This is a genomic window from Brevibacillus humidisoli (genome assembly GCF_020923435.1).
Taxonomy (GTDB): Bacteria; Bacillota; Bacilli; order Brevibacillales; family Brevibacillaceae; genus Brevibacillus_E; species Brevibacillus_E humidisoli.
This window is the reverse complement of the sequence record NZ_CP087263.1, coordinates 257,932-277,528: the sequence shown is the minus strand read 5'-3', so window position 1 is coordinate 277,528 and position 19,597 is coordinate 257,932. Positions and strand designations below refer to the sequence as shown.

At 50.9% G+C, this 19,597-nt stretch carries 17 protein-coding genes; 10 read left to right on the top strand and 7 right to left on the bottom strand.

The features are described 5' to 3' along the window. Positions 1–15 precede the first annotated feature (15 nt). The gene (locus LOK74_RS01395) at positions 16–1,137 is read right to left on the bottom strand and encodes an NAD(P)/FAD-dependent oxidoreductase (protein ID WP_230044838.1); all 1,122 of its coding nucleotides are present in this window, start codon (positions 1,135–1,137) and stop codon (positions 16–18) included. 228 nt (positions 1,138–1,365) lie between these two features. Here LOK74_RS01395 and LOK74_RS01390 point away from each other — a divergent pair, with 228 nt between their 5' ends. From LOK74_RS01390 to LOK74_RS01365, 6 genes are all read left to right on the top strand, one after another. Beyond that, positions 1,366–2,037: an Imm41 family immunity protein gene (locus LOK74_RS01390; RefSeq protein WP_230044836.1), complete on the top strand. Its 672-nt coding sequence runs from the start codon at positions 1,366–1,368 to the stop codon at positions 2,035–2,037. Then, positions 2,037–2,597: a delta-aminolevulinic acid dehydratase gene (locus LOK74_RS01385; RefSeq protein ID WP_230044834.1), complete on the top strand. Its 561-nt coding sequence runs from the start codon at positions 2,037–2,039 to the stop codon at positions 2,595–2,597. The genes LOK74_RS01390 and LOK74_RS01385 overlap by 1 nt, the downstream gene beginning before the upstream one ends. A 161-nt stretch (positions 2,598–2,758) precedes the next feature. Beyond that, on the top strand, positions 2,759–3,673 hold the full coding sequence (gene cyoE / locus LOK74_RS01380; RefSeq protein WP_230046879.1) for a heme o synthase: 915 nt from the start codon (positions 2,759–2,761) through the stop codon (positions 3,671–3,673). Positions 3,674–3,861: 188 nt separating this feature from the next. Next, positions 3,862–4,677 (top strand): adenosylmethionine decarboxylase, encoded by an 816-nt coding sequence (speD, locus tag LOK74_RS01375; protein ID WP_230044832.1) that lies wholly within the window; start codon positions 3,862–3,864, stop codon positions 4,675–4,677. A gap of 422 nt (positions 4,678–5,099) precedes the next feature. Continuing rightward, positions 5,100–6,638, top strand: a complete 1,539-nt coding sequence (locus LOK74_RS01370; protein ID WP_230044830.1) for an ABC-F family ATP-binding cassette domain-containing protein — start codon at positions 5,100–5,102, stop codon at positions 6,636–6,638. A gap of 111 nt (positions 6,639–6,749) precedes the next feature. Continuing rightward, entirely contained in the window at positions 6,750–7,577 is an 828-nt protein-coding gene (locus tag LOK74_RS01365; protein ID WP_230044828.1) for a pirin family protein, read from the top strand. A 62-nt stretch (positions 7,578–7,639) separates the two neighbouring features. Here the strand turns inward: LOK74_RS01365 and LOK74_RS01360 are convergent, their stop codons facing one another. Beyond that, a complete protein-coding gene (locus LOK74_RS01360; RefSeq protein ID WP_230044826.1) occupies positions 7,640–8,863 on the bottom strand; it encodes a dicarboxylate/amino acid:cation symporter in 1,224 nt (407 codons plus the stop codon). A 285-nt stretch (positions 8,864–9,148) separates the two neighbouring features. Between LOK74_RS01360 and LOK74_RS01355 the strand changes: the two genes are divergently transcribed. Both LOK74_RS01355 and LOK74_RS01350 read left to right on the top strand, forming a co-directional pair. Next, positions 9,149–10,390, top strand: coding sequence for a branched-chain amino acid ABC transporter substrate-binding protein (locus LOK74_RS01355; RefSeq protein WP_230044825.1), 1,242 nt, complete (start codon positions 9,149–9,151; stop codon positions 10,388–10,390). A 165-nt stretch (positions 10,391–10,555) separates the two neighbouring features. Beyond that, positions 10,556–12,082 (top strand): LysM peptidoglycan-binding domain-containing protein, encoded by a 1,527-nt coding sequence (locus LOK74_RS01350; RefSeq protein ID WP_230044823.1) that lies wholly within the window; start codon positions 10,556–10,558, stop codon positions 12,080–12,082. A 68-nt stretch (positions 12,083–12,150) separates the two neighbouring features. On the opposite strand, the gene LOK74_RS01345 is transcribed toward LOK74_RS01350, so the two are convergent. The 4 genes from LOK74_RS01345 to LOK74_RS01330 form a co-directional block, all read right to left on the bottom strand. Further along, on the bottom strand, positions 12,151–12,378 hold the full coding sequence (locus tag LOK74_RS01345) for a hypothetical protein (protein WP_230044822.1): 228 nt from the start codon (positions 12,376–12,378) through the stop codon (positions 12,151–12,153). Positions 12,379–12,544: 166 nt separating this feature from the next. Beyond that, positions 12,545–13,291, bottom strand: a complete 747-nt coding sequence (locus LOK74_RS01340; protein ID WP_230044820.1) for an SDR family NAD(P)-dependent oxidoreductase — start codon at positions 13,289–13,291, stop codon at positions 12,545–12,547. A gap of 26 nt (positions 13,292–13,317) precedes the next feature. Further along, on the bottom strand, positions 13,318–14,712 hold the full coding sequence (locus tag LOK74_RS01335; RefSeq protein ID WP_230044819.1) for an MDR family MFS transporter: 1,395 nt from the start codon (positions 14,710–14,712) through the stop codon (positions 13,318–13,320). 209 nt (positions 14,713–14,921) lie between these two features. Continuing rightward, complete coding sequence (locus tag LOK74_RS01330) at positions 14,922–15,347, bottom strand: acyl-CoA thioesterase (RefSeq protein WP_230044817.1); 426 nt, start codon at positions 15,345–15,347, stop codon at positions 14,922–14,924. A gap of 171 nt (positions 15,348–15,518) precedes the next feature. Between LOK74_RS01330 and LOK74_RS01325 the strand changes: the two genes are divergently transcribed. Together LOK74_RS01325 and LOK74_RS01320 are read left to right on the top strand one after the other, a co-directional pair. Then, positions 15,519–15,968, top strand: a complete 450-nt coding sequence (locus tag LOK74_RS01325) for a DinB family protein (RefSeq protein WP_230046878.1) — start codon at positions 15,519–15,521, stop codon at positions 15,966–15,968. A gap of 173 nt (positions 15,969–16,141) precedes the next feature. Then, positions 16,142–17,062, top strand: coding sequence for a DMT family transporter (locus LOK74_RS01320; protein ID WP_230044815.1), 921 nt, complete (start codon positions 16,142–16,144; stop codon positions 17,060–17,062). Between the two features lie 111 nt (positions 17,063–17,173). Here the strand turns inward: LOK74_RS01320 and nrdJ are convergent, their stop codons facing one another. Beyond that, the gene (gene nrdJ / locus LOK74_RS01315; protein WP_230044813.1) at positions 17,174–19,429 is read right to left on the bottom strand and encodes a ribonucleoside-triphosphate reductase, adenosylcobalamin-dependent; all 2,256 of its coding nucleotides are present in this window, start codon (positions 19,427–19,429) and stop codon (positions 17,174–17,176) included. Positions 19,430–19,597 lie beyond the last annotated feature (168 nt).

Here is a 19,597-nt window from a genome sequence, read left to right as displayed (position 1 = left end):
CATTTCAGGCAAGAATCAAACGTTTATTGCTCCATCCACCTTGTAATCCTCCAACGCAATATCGATGTCCAGTCCAAGAACCAGTTTTGCTAGTTGAAATCCGATATAGGGCCCCATCGTAAGTCCCGATGCACCTAACCCATTTGCAACAAAGATGCCCTCCCAGCCGGGCAACGCTCCGATGACCGGGAGAAATCCCGGAGTGAAAGGGCGAAAACCTACTCTTGCCTCCAGAAAGGTGCTGTTGGCCAGTCCGGGAGCATGCTCCAATGCCTTACTGAAAATCTCCTGCAAGCCGCCTGCCGTTACGCGGGTGTCGAAACCTTCCGGGTCGTTTTCATGTGTTGCGCCGATCACTATTCTGTTCTCATCAAAAGCCAATATATACTGATCGCCAGGCGGCATGACGACCGGCCAGCTGCCCGTGTCCGCACCTGGTAATCCCAGATGAACGATCTGCGCTTTCTGGAAGGTGACGTTGAACTGTACACCTAATGGCTGCAGCAGTTGATTGGCCCATGCACCAGCACAAACAACGACAATGTCTGAAGCGATATATTCGTCCCCAACTTGTACTCCTGTAACAGAGCTCCCGTTGGATCGGAGGATAGCTTCCCCGTTGCGAAAGGCAGCTCCTTTTCTTATCGCGGCGCGCAGCAGCGCGTCTCGCAGAGCATGTCCATCGACGCGGGCGGCACCACTGACGTGGAGAGCGGCGTAGTCGTTGCCCAGTGGAGGAAACAAGCTCTTTACCTGGCTTGCAGTGATCTGAGTAATCTCGCCAATCTCCGGAGCATCCTCCCTGCGTTTTAGAGCCCGTTTTTCCAGTTCAACGAGCTTTTCTCTTTCCTTATGGATACGGAGAACGCCAACGCGGGCATACCCGGTTTCTGTCTCCCCTTCCCTCTCCAGTTCTTCGATCAAGCCTGGATAAAAACGCGCCCCCTCCTTGACCAGCTTATACCAGGCTTGATTGCGTCGTTGTGACAACCATGGACAAATAATCCCTGCAGCAGCATCAGTTGCTTGTCCTTTGTCTTTTCGATCAACAATAAGCACTTCTGCTCCTCTTTTTGCCAATTGATATGCTGTCGAAGCGCCTAGAATTCCCGCACCAATTACAATACATCGTTGCATGTTTCAGCATCCTTTTCGTTTCTGAGCACACTGCTTGATTGAGGCGACGCGTTTCATTCCTCTTTAGTGTGCGCCTGTATATTTCCCCTACTATTTAAACAACTGGGATCAGACGGAGTCAAATCCAATGAAATAAGATGTATCGGCACCCCGCTCCTCCCCATGTTTGGAAGGTTATTTCCTTTTAGCGTGGAATTTTATGTGTAGTGAATATTCGGAGGAGTTTTTATGAAAAAAGAACGAGACGTGCTGATGAATAATTTTTACTGTGTTGAAAATACCTTTCTCTACAAACTAAGCGAAGCGTCTACTTTTGATTGGCCATTGTTCTGGGACTACTACAATAGCGTGCGGGAAATCATCAAACAAACTCTCGATCAACCGTTAGACAGAGACATTGCTAGAGCCATTAGCTTCACACATGCAAAAATCCTGGAACATTTCATCTGGGAGTACTGTGATAATAGTGTAGGTGAAACGAAACATTTCCCTTTCCATACGCTGCATGATGTGATTGAGCGTCTTGGTTACATGGTCGATGGATACTTTCAAGGTTATCTCATCGATGAACATCACTTTGGCGACGAATTGCAAAATCCAATCATCTCAGAAAATGAGATGGACGTACATCCATCCGTAATTCACCTTGGCTTTTTTAAGGCGGGGCTGGACATCCATGCCGTGGGATTTAAAAGTTCGGACGGTACGTATCAGATCTATCTAAATGAAGAGGATGACAAGTTTTTGGCTGATTCTAAAGTAAGCCGTAGAGAAGTAGCCGGTACATTCCTGTTCTCCGTTTCAGACTGCAGTACAGCGTATCGAGTCTTTCATGAATGGGTGATGAAACACTACTCCCCATATCGTTCACATCAATATGTTAAAGGAGAGATTCAATAGTGAGTAAACCAGCGATCCATGTAGCTTTGGTATGCGGACCGAATTGTGATATGGAGGCACAAGCTATACGTGCCACTCTGGAGTATTTGGGTGCAAGAGTGATTACCTATTGGATTGGCAGGCCAAATGATTTCATCTCCGTATTGTCTGGAGAAGATCTTTATCCTGACACCGAGATGATCATTCTCAGCTTCCACGGTGATGAAGGGAAGTTCATCATGCCGGAATTGGGTGAAGACGTTTATGAGCATGGGGAACCAAAAGGGGACTTTGGCCCAGACGAGATTATACGCTATGCTCAGTTGGACGGAAAGATCGTCTTTGGCAACGGCTGCACGTTAGGCGACCCGGCTCTAGCAAAAGCGTTTTTGGATCGCGGCTGTCAGATCTATATAGGACCAGATGATTATCCAGACGGAAATGAAGCGCTCATGTTCATCGTGCGGCTTTTCTATGAGGTGATTCAACACAACAAGAGTGTGAGCGAAGCTTATCAGATTGCCAGATCGATGAGTGATGAATTGTCCATGTACCAAATCTATCAAAGTCTCCGCTCATGACGACAACCGAAGCGCCCATGAACCCCTTCCTCCTCCATCTCTTGACAGTCATACCATATAGCTTTAACATGCATGCCACATAATCGATATATATCGCTCGTATTGTCATTGAAAATTGTAGTACAATCAGTTTGATAACCTAGCAAGGGAAGCGAGTCATGATGCAAAGGGAAGAACATCTGCCAAGGCCGAAACAGGCTTTGTCAAAGATTTTGGCGCAAACGATCAAGACGGGAATTATCAAATCAAACCTGATTCCAATGTTCGCCGGATTAACATTGGCTCTGTATACCTACCAGATCAGCCCTATGGAAAAGCTTGCAGAAATCATCTACGCTTTGATTGGTTCATTTCTGGTGATTGGCGCTGCCGGTGCTTTTAATAACTTGTATGATCGAGACATTGACTCCATTATGGAGAGAACCAAAAACAGACCAACCGTAACAGGAGAAATCAAGCCTGCAACCGTGTTATGGCTTGCTATACTGATGGCTGTCTTTGGCATCGCTGCGCTTGCGCTAACCACTCCGCTGGCCGCATTCTTGGGGTTTTTCGGCTTGTTTGTGTATCTTGTACCATACACCATGTGGACGAAGCGAAGAACCATCTATAATACTGAGGTTGGAAGCATCTCCGGAGCAATGCCCCCGCTCATCGGCTGGGCTGCTATCTATCCAGACATCACGCATCCCGCCATCCTCGGCCTTTTTGTGATCATGGTGATTTGGCAAATGCCTCATTTCTACGCCATCGCGATCCGCAAGCACGAAGAGTATCGGGCTGCCAAGGTTCCGATGCTTCCCGTAGTCAAAGGTGTCAAACGAACGTATATGCAAACAAATATCTACTTGGTCGTATTAATTGCCATCAGTTTTCTCTTTGGATCTCTAAGTCTGGGACTCATGTTGGTAGCCCTTCTTTTAAGCATCATCTGGCTGATCTTAAGCATTTTCGGCTATAAAGAAATGGATTCCGAGAAGTGGGCAAAAATCATGTTCGTTTATTCTCTGTTTCATATGACCCTTCTTTTTTCTACTGTGATTATCTATTCGCTGATGGGTATTTTCTTCGCTTAGCCAGGCTTATCCCGAACAGGGTAAGCCTTTTTTGTTATCCACCAGCAATGCTCTGCGCTCCTGTACCATCCATTGTGTCTTGACGTCACACAGCCGTTTCCCTCGGACGGTTTTTTATCTGACAGAATGGCAATGATGAAAAGGAAATGATCGTCGTTGCGCATAAAAGCGATAGGGGGAAATGAAGCGTGAAACCGACGTCGGAACAACGGATTACATTGCACGGCTTCAACAATCTTACCAAAACATTAAGTTTTAATAGGTACGATATCTGCTACACCAAAACCAAAGAAGAACGGAAAGCGTATATCGAATATATAAATGAACAGTACAATGCCGTTCGTTTAACAAACATTTTAAAAACAGTCTCCGAGATCATCGGAGCACATGTATTGAACATCGCAAAACAAGACTACATCCCACAAGGCGCAAGTGTTACCTTGTTGGTCTCAGAGGGGCCAGTCGTAGAAGTCCCATCCGAATCGTGGGATGAATCGCCCGGGCCTCTGCCCGAAGGGGTAGTGATGCAGTTGGATAAGAGCCATATCACCGTTCATACTTATCCTGAATACCATCCGTCTGAAGGGATCAGTACATTTAGAGCAGACATCGATGTATCCACATGCGGGGAAATCTCACCGTTAAAAGCGCTTAATTATCTGATTCACTCGTTTGACACAGATATTATGGCCATAGATTACCGGGTCCGGGGATTCACTAGAGATATAAACGGCAACAAGCTATTTATCGACCATGACATCAATTCCATACAAAACTACATTCCAGAGGAAGTAAAAAATGTATACCAGATGATTGACGTCAATGTGTACCAGGAACATATTTTTCATACAAAATGCAAGCTCAAAGCGTTTGATTTAAGCAACTATCTTTTTGGATATTCGAAAGAAGCGTTAACTCCGCAGGAACAGCAAGAAATAACAGAACGACTGCAAAAGGAAATGGATGAAATCTACTACGGCAAAAATATACCGCACAGCGATTAGCAGACGAGATCTGCGATTTGCATTTCCTCAGGAATACACCTTGCCTCCCCTACCAGTTATTGTTATAATCGATGCAATCCATGAGTTGAAGGAGTTCGAAACCATGAATCGCACCATGCCGAATCAGCTTCATCAACTTCATCATCATCACAAGCAGCGTTAGCACACCTGTCAAATAGTCAGGGTGGGCTAACGCTGATCGCGTTGGCCTCCCTGCGGCATACGAGCGCGCAGGACCAAGAGGTCCGGCGCGTTTTTTATTTTATGAAAGAGAAAGGAATGACGATCGTGCAGGATCTGTAATGGGCGAGGAGTGTGTTCTCCTTGCCCATTTTTTATAGGGCGACGATTTGAATTGAATATGCGTGATTTGTCGTTCTCTCGGTTGGCTTTGCAAATGAAGCAAAAAGGAGAGAATGACGATGAGCATCGTAACGGTTGATCAACTTTCCCACATGTATGGGGATAAAAACATATTTCAAAACGTTTCGTTTCGGTTACTGCGAGGGGAACATGCAGGTCTTGTCGGCAGCAATGGATCTGGCAAATCAACTCTGCTGCGCATCCTGGCGGGGACACTTCTTCCTGACGCGGGAAAGGTTGAATGGATTCCCCACGCAAAAATCGGCTTTTTACAGCAGCATGTGGACCTTAAGCCAGGTACAACGACAATCCAATATTTGCGAAGTGCTTTTGCTCACCTGTATGAAGCAGAGCAAAACATGCTGCAAATCGCAGAGAACATCGCCGCAGCAGATGAACACCGGGAACAATGGTTGGTACAATACGGCGAACTGCAGAGTAAGCTGGAACAATCTGACTTCTATCAGATTGACACAAAAGTAGAAGAAGTCGGTGCCGGATTAGGCATTCTGGAATTAGGCAGGGATCGCGATGTGCAGAACCTGAGCGGCGGCCAACGGACAAAATTGCTATTGGGCAAACTTTTGCTGGAGGAACCAGATGTCTTGCTGCTTGATGAACCGACAAACTATCTTGATGAAAACCATATTGAATGGCTGATCGGCTACTTGAAACAATACGAACAAGCGTTTATGGTCGTATCACATGACGAGCGGTTCTTAAACGAAATCACAACTTCGATCTATCATCTGGAACATCAAGCCATCAAACGCTACACCGGTAATTACGAAGCCTTTCTCCGCCATTACGAATTAGGCAAACAGCAATGGCAAGAAGCGTATCAGCGGCAGCAAAAAGAGATTATCAGGTTGGAGCGCTTTATTGAGAAGAACCGAAATCGCAAAGCCAAGCAAGCGAAAAGCAGGGAAAAAGCTTTGGCAAAGATGGAGCGAATCGCGAGGCCAAAGTCCGCGTTGAAGCCTCGGTTCCAGTTTCTCGTCCACACAGATCCGGTGCCTCGCATTTTAGAGGCGGAGCAACTACAGATCGGCTATACAGATCCGTTATTCGGACCGATCCAGTTGCAAATCAAACGAGGCGAAAAAATCGCGATCGTTGGCCATAACGGTATCGGAAAATCAACCATGCTGAAAACATTGCTGGGGTATTTGCCGCCACTCAGCGGCATTGTGCGTCTGGGTGAACGAGTCAAGGCAGCTTATTTTGCACAAGAGGAGCTTGCTTCAAGGCAAACAGCACTGGAACAATTGTGGTCATTTCGTCCCGATATGACACAAAAAGAGATACGGCAGACCTTGGCCATGTCCGGCCTGACAGATGAGCATATCCGGCAGCCGCTCTGCTCACTTAGCGGCGGCGAACAAGCAAAGGTTCGTTTATGTGAACTGATGTTATCCCAAAGCAATGTTCTTGTGTTGGATGAACCTACCAATCATTTGGACCTACAGGCCAAAGACGCCTTAAAACAAGCACTCAAGAATTACAACGGAACGATTCTGCTCGTTTCTCATGAACCGGCGTTTTATCATGACTGGGTATCACAGGTTTGGAACGTACATGATTGGTGCAATAAATAAAGAGAATGTGCTAAAAAGAGCATCAAGCTACTGCCATTACATGCAGAGTATGCTAGACTGATGAATCAAAAGGGGTACCAAGCCATATCCCCTGGCTACAGGAGGTTACGAATGAAACAACGGGGCATCCGCCGGATTCATACTGTACAGTATCAGAAAAACAGCCCGATCCATACCAATGGTTTTATATTGGAGCCGGGCAATTGGAAAGAGTACGACCCATTTCTGATGTTGGCCGAGGATTTCTTTCAAAAAGGCACGTTTGATTTCCATCCCCATCGCGGGATCGAAACCGTCACCTACGTGATTGAGGGAACCCTGGAGCATGCGGACAATAAAGCCGGCTATGGCAAGCTGGAACCAGGCGATGTGCAGTGGATGACTGCCGGACGGGGCGTTATCCATAAGGAAGACCCGGCAGAGGGTTCGACTGTGCACAGTTTGCAATTGTGGGTCAATCTCCCCCGTTCGCAGAAAATGACCGAGCCGCGCTATCAAAATTTGCGGAGCAACGAGATGCCTGTTCGCCAGGAAGAAGGGGCTGTTGTACGTGTCTTTTCCGGTTCTTCCAAGGGGGTACATGCCCCTACCCTCAATCATGTGCCAGTCACGATGGTGGAAATCGTGCTGGAGCCTGGTGCGGTTGTGACACAAGATCTGCCGGGAAACTACAATGGTTTTCTCTATATTCTCGAAGGCAGCGGTACGTTTGGGATCGACAGTATGGAAGGAAAGGCGGGGCAAGTATTGCACTTGAGCTCTGCTAATGACCACTCCGATAGTGAAGTCACCGTGACCGCCAAGGAAAAACTGCGTGTTCTTCTGTATGCAGGCCAGCCTGTCAATGAACCAGTGGTTGCCTATGGTCCGTTTGTGATGAATACCGAGGAAGAGATCCGTCAAGCCTTTGAGGATTATCGGTCCGGCAAGTTTGACTGATCCAAGGCAATCATAAGGAGACGCGTCCGCCATCGGGTAGAATGGTGGACGGGTCTCTATTTTTAACTAGAACTTCCAACGGCCGCTGCTCTGCCTCGCTTCAGTTCCCCCTCCGAGGCAGCGACCACCACTGCCGCTGACGCATCTCCGGTCACATTTACCGCCGTACGGAACATGTCAAGGATGCGGTCAATGCCGGCGATCAGCGCAATGCCTTCCAATGGCAGTTGAACAGAGGTCAGCACCATGGTTAACATCAATAGCCCGGCTCCCGGAACACCAGCCGTCCCGATGGAAGCAAGCGTTGCTGTCAGCACAACCATCAACTGCTGCACCAGTGTCAAATCATAGCCAAAGAATTGAGCGACAAACAAGACGCATACGCCCTGGTAGAGTGCCGTACCGTCCATGTTGACGGTGGCGCCAAGCGGCAGAACAAAACTGCCAACCCGTTTGGATACGCCAAGGTTTTCCTCTGTGTTCCGAATCGTCACTGGCAGCGTACCGGAACTGCTGCACGTGCTGAACGCAACCAGACTGGCCGGGCCGATCCCTTTAAAGAAGCGTACAGGGCTGATCGCGGCAAACAGTTTAACGGCAGCCGAGTAGGTAATCAAGGCGTGCAACAAGCAGCCGATCGCTACCGCGAGGATCACTTTCATCAGCGGCAACAGGATCGATACCCCATATGAGCCCACTGTTGGAGCAATCAGGCCAAACACCCCCAGCGGAGCTACGCGCATCACGATCGATGTGATTTTGTACATCACCTCTGCCAGCCCCTCGAAAAAGCGGTAGACCGGCACCCCCTTTTCCCCGACGAGGGTGATCCCTAAACCGAGAAAAATGGCAAAGAAGATGATTTGCAGCATGTTTCCCTCTACCAGCGCCGCTACCGGATTGGTGGGAATGATCCCCAGCAGGGTTGCGACCAATCCCGGTGCTTCCTGATACTCCACTTTGCTTTCTGGTTCGGTGATCGCAAGCCCCGTCCCCGGTGAAAACAAGTTGCCGATCACCAAGCCTAGCGTCACTGCGATCGCCGTCGTCACGAGGTAGTAGAGAATCGTCTTGCCGCCCATCCGGCCCAGTTTTTTCAGATCTCCCGTACCGGCTACACCAACTACTAGTGAAGTGAGAACCAGCGGCACAATAATAAATTTTATCAAACGTAAGAATAAGTCCCCCAGCGGCTGCACCGCCTGCATGGCTGGTCCTGCGATGACGCCCGCAACCACAGCGATAATAAAGGCGATCATGATTTGTGTCAGCAAGCTAATCCTCATCTCGCCCATCCCCCCTCGCCAATATGTTCCATTCCATGACAGTATATGATGGCTTTTCTACTCTGATGCGCTAGCTATAGGCCCTGAAGAACTTAGAGGGACCAAAAAAGATATGTAGAAAGAGCTACGATTTTGTAAAAGTAAAAATTTTGTTACTTGTAAAATTTCCTATTTATTTTAAAATAAAAAGCGAGTCCAGTTACATCTGCTGCTTCAGACACCAAGAAAGTGAGTAGACGGGGGACCTCATCGCAAAGGAAGATAAGAAAAAGGAGGATTCAGTTCATGAAAAAAGCACAAGTCAAGCTTGCCTTTCTCAGCGCCGTGCTGGCAGTAGGTACCATGCTGGCGGGCTGCGGAGGCACCAACAACGCATCCAATGGAGGAGAGTCCGGCTCTTCGGCCAACCAGGAGCAAAGCGGAGGCGGCTCTGAGGGTGCCGCACAAGGCAAAGAAAAAATCGTCATCGCCTCTGTTGGTCCACTCTCCGGCTCAGCTTCCGACTACGGCAGCACAGCCAAAGCGGGGGCCGAGTACGCACTGGAACAGAAGAAAGCGGAGTTCGAAGAATTGGGCTTCACCGTGGAAATGCTGCCGCAGGACGATCAGGCAGACCCGAAACAAGCAGTTGCCATTGCCGAAATGATGGTCTCCAATCCTGACGTAGTCGCTCTCGTCGGTCACGTCACGACGGGTGCCTCGATTGCCGCATCTGTCAAGTACGAACAGGAAGGACTGGCGATGGTATCCCCGTCCAGCACCGGTTCCAGCTTGACCGAAGAAGGCAAGAAAGTCGTACACCGGATTTGTGCACGTGACGATCAACAAGGCTCCAAAGCAGCCATTTTTGCCAAGAATCAGCTGAACGTCAAATCCGCCTTCGTCATCCATGACAAGCAAGCATATGGCCAAGGTCTGGCTGACGAAGTGAAAAAGCAGTTCGAAAAGGACGGCGTGCAAGTGGTCGGATACGAGGGAATTACAGCTGGTGAGAAAGATTACAGCGCAATCATCAACCAAGTGGTTGCAGCCAACCCAGACATGATTTACTTCGGCGGCTACTATGCAGAAGCCGGTATCCTGATCAAACAAGCCCGCGACAAAGGCTATAAAGGTTACTTCATGGGCGGCGACGGTTTTGACTCTGCCGACATGCTGAAGATTGCTGGTCCGGCTGCAGAGGGTGTCGTCTTCACCTCTACTGTCGGCGACATCGCTTCGACAGAAGAAGGCAAGAAGTGGATCTCCGAGTACGAACAGGCTACCGGAAATAAAGTAGGGATCTTTACTTCGTTCGGTTACGATGCGATGAGCGTCACGCTGAACGGCGTGCTGGAAGCGATTAAAGCCAACGGCGGAAAGAAACCGACCCGTGAAGAGGTATTGACAGCAATCCACAATACGAAGGATTTCCAAGGCCAATTCGTCAAAGTATCTTTCAACGACAAAGGGGATAACGAGCACGCTGAAGTATTCGTCTACAAATACGAGAATGGTGAAAAAGTGTACGTGGGGAAAGCGGAATAGCCTCCTTCGCCGCCGATCCGGCTACGGATGCCCGCACACGATGAACAGCCCGGCAGAGACGCCGGGCTGTTCTTTTTTCTCCTTTTTTCGCTGGGCTCCAGTACCCATTACTGGGCGGGATGAATACGATGGGTATGGAATCTACGAGAAGAAAGGGGAATCACCATGCCAGACGGCCAAACCATCTATCGCGTCCGGCGGGGCGATTCACTGTACAAAATCGCACACCGATTTGGAATTACAGTAGAAGCACTGATGCGGGCCAACAACCTGACATCCCCGACGATTTACATCGGACAGACGCTGCAGATCCCCTCGTCACGGCCGGAAGTGTACACCGTTAAGGAAGGCGATACTCTCTATCAGCTTGCCCAGCAGTTCGAGACAGCCCCGGAGGCGCTCATGATCTACAATCGACTGACCACCACAGAATTGCAGGTTGGGCAGCGATTGCGCATTCCCGTCTATACGGAAGCGATCGTGCAGGTGGACGCAGCCAATGTACGCAACGCACCTGGCACAGAGACGGTCGTGATCGCGCAGATGGTGCGAGGAACGCGAATGCCGGTGGTCGGCGGTGCAGAGGACTGGGTGCAGGTCCGCCTCTATAATGGAAAACTGGGCTGGATTGCCCGCCAGTTGGTCAACATCGTTCCCCACGGCAGAGAAAAGCCGATTCTGGAGATTTTGGGGTATTACACCGAAGAAGAGGGCCCTACCCTGCCCAGTTCCTATCAGTCTTTCACCCAGCATGCTGCTCTCATTTCCGATGTCGGCTTGTTCCATTTCCGAATCGACCGGGAAAACCCGTCGCAGATCGAGAAATTTTTTACGTTTACAGACGAGTACATGAGATCAGTGGTTGCGACCGGACACCGAAACAATATCAAGATGCTGCCTGTCATCCACAATCTGTTGTATGAGCGGGGAAATCAAGAAGTAAACAAACAGGTGATCCACGTAATGCTGGAATCACCTGAAAACCGTCAGGCATTCATCAATGATGTGATCGAGTTGATTCAACGCTACAACTTTGACGGTGCACACCTCGACTTTGAAGACGTCAACTATGAGGACCGCAATCTGCTCTCCACCTTCTACCAAGAGCTGGGGCGGACCTTGAAACAGCGCGGCTACTATTATGCGGCTAGCGTGCCCGCACGCACGTCGGACCGGCCGACCAATCCTTTCTCTGCTCCGTTTGACTATGCGGTCATTGGCGCAGCAGTCGACGAATTCGTCGTGATGCTGTACAACGAACATGGCTGGCCAGGGAGCCCTCCAGGCCCCCCGGTGTCAATCGGCTGGATGGAACGGGTCGTCCGGTACACTCTGACGAAGATGCCAGCCAGCAAGATAACCGCCGCAGTATCGGTATTCGGATTTGACTTCAACCTGACCACCGGACGCAATACCTATGTCACCTATCAGATGGCCGTCAATCTGGCCCAGCGCTACAACGCCCAGATACGCTTTGATGAAGAGACGCAGACGCCAACCTTCTCCTACCAAGACGAGAGAGGGAACCGACACGAAGTCTGGTTCGAGAACGCCGCCTCCATCCGCTCCAAGCTGATGCTGGCCAATCGACTCGGCATCCGCGGTCTTGCCTTGTGGCGGTTGGGTATGGAAGACCCTGCGATGTGGGACATGATTCAGCGGGAGATTGTGGTCCGAAAGAGTGTAGTCTGAGGTCGGGCTATGCAGACAAACCGTCAGGGGTGAACGGCACACCAATTATTGGACTTTGGAGGTGCCGTTCACTCCTGACGGTCCTTTCTTAGGAGGAGCATAGTGGTTGGCGAAAGAGAAAAACAGGTTCGCTCCGCTCGTGCCAGTGCCTGCGGAGAAGCCGGGAAGACCGTCTGCGCTCCAACAAAGCGGTACGGCGGCCAAAAGCCCTCAAGGGGCGTTGGCATTTCAGGGTAGCAGTTGGCCGCCAAGCGTGTACCGCTTTGTTTCCGCTCCGACTCTGTGGGCACTGACAAGGCTTTCGCTCACCTGTTTTTCTCTTTCGCCTCGCAACGTTTACATGCGTACGCAACATTTCCTTGCGAACGTCTGAAATCTTGTCTTCCTACCCATGCAATTCCTTACAACAGGTCGATTATTCTTCCCATGCCTTGTTGCAAAAACAGTCCAATGCTGATGTTTTTATGGCTCGTAAATCATCTTTTTCGTCATTCCGCCATCGATCACCAGATTGGTGCCGGTGATGAAATCACTGTCCGATCCGGTCAGGAAAAGGCAAGCTTTGGCGATGTCCTCTGGATTCCCGACACGGCCGACTGGATGCTGAGCGTGATCCAGCGGACGCAGCTGCTGATAATCCCCCGTCTCAATCCAGCCAGGGCTGATCGCATTGACCCGGACCCCGTCCGGCCCCAGTGACACCGCCAGAGCATGTGTCAGCGCCACAATCCCTCCTTTGGAGGCGGCATATGCCTCCGAGTGGGGCTCAGACATCAGCGCCCGGGTGGAAGCGATGTTGACAATCGCTCCCCCGCCGCGCTGTTTCATCCAGCGAGCCGCTTCCCGCGAGCAGAAAAAGACAGACCGCAAGTTGGTGTTCAAGATCCGGTCCCAATCGGCAACACTTAGCTCATAGGGGTCTTTCCATTCTGATACGCCCGCATTGTTAATCAATATGTCAATCTTTCCGTACCTTTCCACGACGTTCTGCATCAAAGAGACGATCTGCTCGGGCTGGCTGACATCGGTGCGGGCCACCCATCCACTGCCACCTGCATCCTCCACCGCTTGTTTTGTCAGTTGACTCTCTTCTTCATCGCGGTCAGCGATGACTATCTGGGCACCTCGGCCGCCATAAGCAAGCGCAATCGCTCGGCCAATCCCTCTGCCTGCTCCGGTGACAACAACAACCTTGTTACGATACTCCAAACCTACCTGCCTCCTCGACCTAGAGGTTATGATTCCGGCTCGGCCTGCTCCGCCTCCCTAGGCAATAACCAGGAGAGGGCAAATCCGAGCAGGGCCGTGCCCATCATCACGGTAAACACTCCCATCAGCCCATGCGCCAGTGGACTGCTGCCGGACTGCGCCAGGTACCAGTTCAGCACAGCACCTAACAGGGCAACCCCCACCGTTTGGCCGATTGTCCGCATAAACTGCAAAGCGCCGGTGACAATCCCCCGCTGCTGCCAAGCCACACTGCTCTGTACCGCAATCGTTACGGAAGTGGTCGCAAACCCAAACCCCACTCCCAACACAAACACAGCGATCGGAATCGCCCACACAGGACTATCTGGCGTCAGCAGCGACAAGAAAAAGGTAGCGAGCACAAGCGTCGCCATCCCCACTACCGTCACCAGCTTGTAGCCCGCTTTGATCAGCATCCGTCCACCGACAGAAGCAGCGATCGGCCACCCTAGCGACATCGGCAGCACGGCCAATCCGGCAAAGGTGGCAGAATGCCCCTGCACATCCTGAATCCAGATCGGCAGATAGGCAGACGAACCGATCAGGATCGCTCCTTGAATAAAAGAAACGATTTGTGACACAGCGATCAGCGGGCGTCTAAAGAGCTGTATCGGCAGCATCGGCTCTGCCACCTTTTTCTCCACTCGTAAAAAGAGCAGGAACAACAGTGCACTGCCGATGAGCAGCCCAAACGTGACTGGCTCCAGCGCAATCCCGCTCCGCTCTCCACCCTCCAGCAGGGTGTAGAGAAACGTACCGATACTTAGGGTAAACAAAGCAGCCCCGGCGTAGTCGATGCTCACTTGTCTGGACACCAGCTTCTCATGAAAAAAGAGGTAGATCAAGATGATGGAGACCAACCCGACGGGGATGTTGATATAGAAGATCCACTCCCACGAAATGTAGTCGACAAAGAAACCGCCGACCAACGGGCCGACGATTCCGGCCACTCCCCACATAGCACTGAATAGCCCCATCAGCCTGGCCCGCTCTTCCTGGGTAAACACATCACCGATAATGGTCAAGGTCATCGGCTGAACAGCCCCGGCCCCTAATCCTTGCACGGCCCGAAAGATCATCAATTGGGTCATCGAACCGGACAGACCACAGAGAAAAGAACCCACCAGAAAGACGGCCGCTCCAAAGATAAAAATCCGCTTCCGCCCGAACAAATCAGCTAGCTTGCCGTAGATGGGGGTTGTCGCAGCAGTGGTCAACAGATAGATTGAAAAGACCCAGGAGATCAGTTCGCTGCCTCCCAGGTCGCGGGCGATGGCGGGCATCGCGGTGCTGATTACCGTGGTATCGATCGCAGTTAGAAAAGTAGCTACCATCAGGGCAAAAATAATATTACGTTTGGAGCTATTCACGGCACTCGTCATGTTGGCTACACACTCCTCTATTCTCTCATGCAGCATCGAATCAAGCCGGTTCGGGGCATGAGTCGTCCCTAAAATCCATTTCTATTATCCATCATTACCAACACTTTGTAAATAAAAATGTTTATAAAGCAATTAAAGAAAAACCGGATCGGCTCTCCGCCCGGTTTCCCCTCATGCAAAGACGATAATTTTCACTACGTCTTTTGTTCTTACCGTACTGATGGTTGATTCACGGATAGTTGATCCGCATAGAGTCTGCTAATCTCCTCCGGAGGTACAGTCGCCCGGCGCGTTTTAGCGTCGATCATCACCATCGTCGCATCTGCATCACAGACCATCACACCCGCTTGGTTAAACAGCTCATGGCGGATCACGAAGCTCTTGCCTCCACAGCGAAGCGGTCTGGAGACCACTTTTATCCTTTCACCCAGCAGCACCTCTTTACGGTAATTGACATTGATGTTAACCACAACCGGCAGAATCCCCCGCCCTTGAATCTCTTGCAATGACAGGCCGGCTTGACCCATCCAGTCAACCCTGCCCCATTCCATGTACTCCAGGTACTTGGCGTTGTTCAAATGACCGATCATATCGACCTCGGTTGAACGTACGATCGTCTCAAAAACATGCTCCATCGGATGTCCTCCTTTTCCTCAACACGTTGCTCTTGCTTCCTATTATACCATCAACTGCATAGTGAGTGAGTATTCATTCATATAATACAGGATGTTTTTTTCATCTGGAGCCACTATAATAAGAGAATATTCTGTTTTTACTGGAAAGGGAGGGAATCCAGCGTGCCGTTTATGGAACTATTGCCAATCTGGCAAAAGGCGCGCAGTCGCTATCAGGATACTTTAGACGGTTTGCGCTCTGATGAACTGACCTGTCGGCTGGTGCCAGGCAGCAACTCGATTGGCTTCCTGCTACGTCACAATGCGGAAGTGGAGTATCGCTTTGCCTTGATGTTTTTTGGGCGGGGGCTTCCCGAAGATGTAACACTGGAGACCATCGGACCTGTCAAGGACGACGGTCGCTACACGGATCTTACCCAGCTTTTGCCGTTTATGGAGCAGGCTAATGCCCACCTGGTAAACGCGATGCACTCGCTGCCGGTTGACAAGTGGGATGCGCCTGCCGAAGCGCCGATCGGCACGATGACACCACGGGAAGCTATAGGGCGACTGATCTACCACATGGGGCATCATGGCGGACAGATTGCCCTGATACGGAAATACGCCAACACGTCGTATTGAGGAGGTGACGCAACATGCAACGTACGCTGTTTGAGTGTGACGTACCCGGCGCTCTCCTTTCCTAGCCGGATGGGAATGGAGTTGGGCGGCTGACGATATTCCCCCCGGCGTAGGAGAAGATGCTTGTGCCCTTTGGGCAAGCAAAACAATCCTGACCGGGAGGGTCTCTACAGATGAACGAAACAGTAAAACGCAAGATCTGGGGAAGCGTATGCCTGTCAGCAGCAGCTTCCATCTGGGGTGGTGTATACGTAGTCAGCAAAGTAGTGCTCGACGTGATCCCCCCATTTACCCTGTTGGAAATCCGCTTTGCGATTGCCCTGTTGATCCTGGGCGGAATGGTGGTAGCCAGCGGTCGCTATGTCGCGCTGAAAGACATCCCGACGATGATGGCGATCGGGTTTGTCGGTCCGACGATCTCCATCGGTGCACAGTTTCTCGGAACAAAGCTCTCTACTGCCCATATGGGAGCGCTCATTACTTCCGCCTCGCCCGCTTTCATCGTGCTGTTTGCTTTCTGGCTGCTGCGCGAGCGGTTAAACCTGTATCAGCTAGCTGGGATTGTGCTGGCCACAGCAGGTGTCCTGATTGTCGTTGGCATCCCTGATGCAGCCGGAAGCTCATCCTCTTTTCTCGGCAACCTGATTTTACTTGCAGCAGCGCTAAGTTGGGGATTATACACGGTATTGGGCAAACGGGCAACAACTGTCTATTCCTCACTGGTGGTCACGGCTTACGCCTCTTTTTTCGGACTGATTTTCTCCAGTCCGCTGATGTTCTGGGAGTTGTCTGTGACCTCTGTCGAATGGACCTTTGACTGGAAGATCTGGCTTGGCGTTTTGTACATTGGCATTGTTTCCACTGCGGGAGCCTTCTATCTGTGGAATAAAGGCTTTGAACTGATGAGTGCAGGCAGTGGAGCCGGCTTTTTCTTCTTTCAGCCGATCGTGGGGACGTTCTTTGGTTGGCTGCTGCTGGGAGAATATCTGAGTCTCGGCTTTTTTGTCGGAGCATTGTTTATCCTCGCAGGTGTAGCCTTGTCCAATCTAACCGAAGAGAAACGAACCAAAGATACGGTGGAAGCTGCTAATTAGCAGACTGCAAAAAAAGCTCCTCCTTGTAGTAAACAGGTTTTACGATTTCAACTGTCTACTACAAGGGGAGCATATCAGTTGCCTCGGGCCTTGCTGTGGTTCCGTCTTGTTTTAGCGAATCGGGCAGGCGCCTGCCTCGCACGCCTCTGCATCAGACAAGTCGGAATCCTCTCCTTTTTCGTATTGCTGGAGGATCGCTGGGTCGAATGGTTTCATGATCGCCTGCAATTCTTCGTACTGCTCCTTGGTGCAGGCTTCGTACGGAGCAAGCTGATAGGTTCCGCCGTCCAGCTGCAGGAACGATACCCCAACGAAGTTGTCCCACCCACCGTAGACGATCTGTTCTACCTCATCCCACTCTTCGGGACGCACCGTGATGGTGTTGGAGGAGTTGTGTTCCGTATATTCCTTTTGGAAGCGGAAATAGGTATCAAACTGGCGCTTGGCGCTAACCTCGTTTTTCGTCTCCTTGGCCGCAGATGCGATCGGAAAGTCGATCACGTAGGTACGGGCGTTGGCCATCCGCTCCTCATACGTTTCCCCTGGTGTGCCCACTTCCGGGTGCACACGCCAACCCAGAGCTTGTACCGCTTTTGCCAGCGGATCGTTGGCGTTGATGCGAATCCGACGGATGTAATACGGGGAGTGTGACCAGTGCAGTCCGCTGGATACCCCGCCGGCTACCTGCGAAAGTGTCCCCTCTGGCTTGACAGTTGTCACCAACAGCGGTGAATTGACACGCAGTTCATAGGCATAGCGGTTCGCCTCTTCACGGGCTGCGCTGCCAAGCGCCTTTAGCAGTTCGATTTCCTGCTCTTCGGTGTATTCAACCGCTGCCAGCGCATCTTTTACACCCGTCAGTGATGTGCCTAACAATCGGTCACGCTGCTGCACGAAATCCCAATGAGGAAGTTCCAGCGTAACCAGCGTCATCCGCAGGGCAGCACGAGCCGACTTGCGCTGTGCTTCCAACAGCCCTTCCAGATCCAGATAGTTGGAGCCATCAGCACTTTCCTTGACGAACTGCATCAGATTGACCGTCGTCAGGTTGCAGACACCATACGAGTCGAGCAGGATTTCCGCGCAGGGGTTTAATCCCTCGGCATTGGGTCTGCGCCGATTGGCTTCTTCCAGATTGATAAAGCCAGGCTCCCCTTCCATCCGCATCATCGTAAACAGCAGATGCAGGAACTCTCTCGACGGCTTGTTGTGGAAGACGATCGAGTTGTTGGACATCCGCCGGTGATCCAATCCAAAGCGGCCGTCCCCCACTTTTTGAATGCTGTCAAACCACGACGGCTTGCGATCTCCCAGCATTTCTCCCACTTTTTTGTGGTGGGCCAGCTGTTCTTCCGTCCAGATCCCGTTAATGCCGTACTTGGCAAACATGCACTCGTAGTCGTCTTCGCCAAACAGGAAAATCTCTGCCGTACGACGCACACCGCCGACCACGACGTTGGCCCCGATCAAGTTGCCGATGTCGAGGATGTGGATGGGACGCACCCGACCGTAACCGGACTCGTCTGTGGCAATTGGCTCAAGGTACGGATCGATTTGGTTTTTCAACACCTTGTCGATGCCTTCAAACATTTCGCGCAGCGGTTCATGGCCGCTCGCCGTTCCGCCAAAAGTCATCAGCCGCTCCCCTTTAGGGCGTACGCTGTTGTAGGAAATTTTCACCGTATGGATGTGCTCGTACTCCCTCTCGGTGAGAATCTGCAAGTAGAGGCGCAGCGATTCAACCCAACCCTCTTTGCTGTCACCCACGTAGATTTTGGCAAAGCCGTTTTCCAGCACTTTCAACTCCGACCGTTCCAGGCGCTGGTGTTTGGGCAAGGGCTTGTACTCCGAAGAGAGAAGCGTCACATTGGTGCGAATCGGCGTGAGCGCTCGAGCCATCTCCGTGGTGCATTTGAAGCCGACACCGGTTCCCACCAGCAGCAGGTAAAACAGATCACACAAATCTTCCCATGACTTGATATTCAAAAAAGAACAGTTGAAGTTAGCCAACGGATACTTGTCCGCCACGCCATTCTCCGCTCCGCCTACCCACAACGTCCGGCCGGACAAAAACTGGCGCAGGTTAAACATGTTGTCAAACAAGCCTTCCGCTTCTTTCTCTAATTCTTGTATGTCAGGCGCCAGGCCGATTTTCTCCATGTGCTGATAGGCCAGCTTGATGTTGAAATCAACGGCACGGCGACATGTTTCTTTCCAGGTTTCTCTTCTCCCCTTTTCGGGTATAAAACGAGAGTATGTACGGTAATAGACAAACTGACCCAACGCATTCATATGCGAGGGAAAATCTGGGTAACGTGCGATAAAATCATCGCTCAAAAACTGGGTTCTCATCTCTGTTGCCAACATATCGCTTCCTCCTTCTTACTGGCGAAACTACGTCGAATCCGCTTCCTTGCGAAGCCAGATCCAGGTGCCCTCGGGTGCTTCTTACTGGCGAAACTACGTCGAATCCGCTTCCTTGCAGAGCGCCTCTTAGATAAAGTTAACTATTTTTTCGCCAAAAAAACAATAGCT

What these genes read in the sequence shown, in the direction of transcription:
- nrdJ (WP_230044813.1), bottom strand. Translation starts at nt 19,429, where the DNA reads ATGTTGGCAACAGAGATGAGAACCCAGTTTTTGAGCGATGATTTTATC.
- LOK74_RS01350 (WP_230044823.1), top strand. Translation starts at nt 10,556, where the DNA reads ATGCCAGACGGCCAAACCATCTATCGCGTCCGGCGGGGCGATTCACTG.
- LOK74_RS01390 (WP_230044836.1), top strand. Translation starts at nt 1,366, where the DNA reads ATGAAAAAAGAACGAGACGTGCTGATGAATAATTTTTACTGTGTTGAA.
- LOK74_RS01325 (WP_230046878.1), top strand. Translation starts at nt 15,519, where the DNA reads ATGGAACTATTGCCAATCTGGCAAAAGGCGCGCAGTCGCTATCAGGAT.
- LOK74_RS01330 (WP_230044817.1), bottom strand. Translation starts at nt 15,347, where the DNA reads ATGGAGCATGTTTTTGAGACGATCGTACGTTCAACCGAGGTCGATATG.
- LOK74_RS01360 (WP_230044826.1), bottom strand. Translation starts at nt 8,863, where the DNA reads ATGAGGATTAGCTTGCTGACACAAATCATGATCGCCTTTATTATCGCT.
- cyoE (WP_230046879.1), top strand. Translation starts at nt 2,759, where the DNA reads ATGCAAAGGGAAGAACATCTGCCAAGGCCGAAACAGGCTTTGTCAAAG.
- LOK74_RS01320 (WP_230044815.1), top strand. Translation starts at nt 16,142, where the DNA reads ATGAACGAAACAGTAAAACGCAAGATCTGGGGAAGCGTATGCCTGTCA.
- LOK74_RS01335 (WP_230044819.1), bottom strand. Translation starts at nt 14,712, where the DNA reads ATGACGAGTGCCGTGAATAGCTCCAAACGTAATATTATTTTTGCCCTG.
- LOK74_RS01395 (WP_230044838.1), bottom strand. Translation starts at nt 1,137, where the DNA reads ATGCAACGATGTATTGTAATTGGTGCGGGAATTCTAGGCGCTTCGACA.
- LOK74_RS01365 (WP_230044828.1), top strand. Translation starts at nt 6,750, where the DNA reads ATGAAACAACGGGGCATCCGCCGGATTCATACTGTACAGTATCAGAAA.
- LOK74_RS01370 (WP_230044830.1), top strand. Translation starts at nt 5,100, where the DNA reads ATGAGCATCGTAACGGTTGATCAACTTTCCCACATGTATGGGGATAAA.
- LOK74_RS01355 (WP_230044825.1), top strand. Translation starts at nt 9,149, where the DNA reads ATGAAAAAAGCACAAGTCAAGCTTGCCTTTCTCAGCGCCGTGCTGGCA.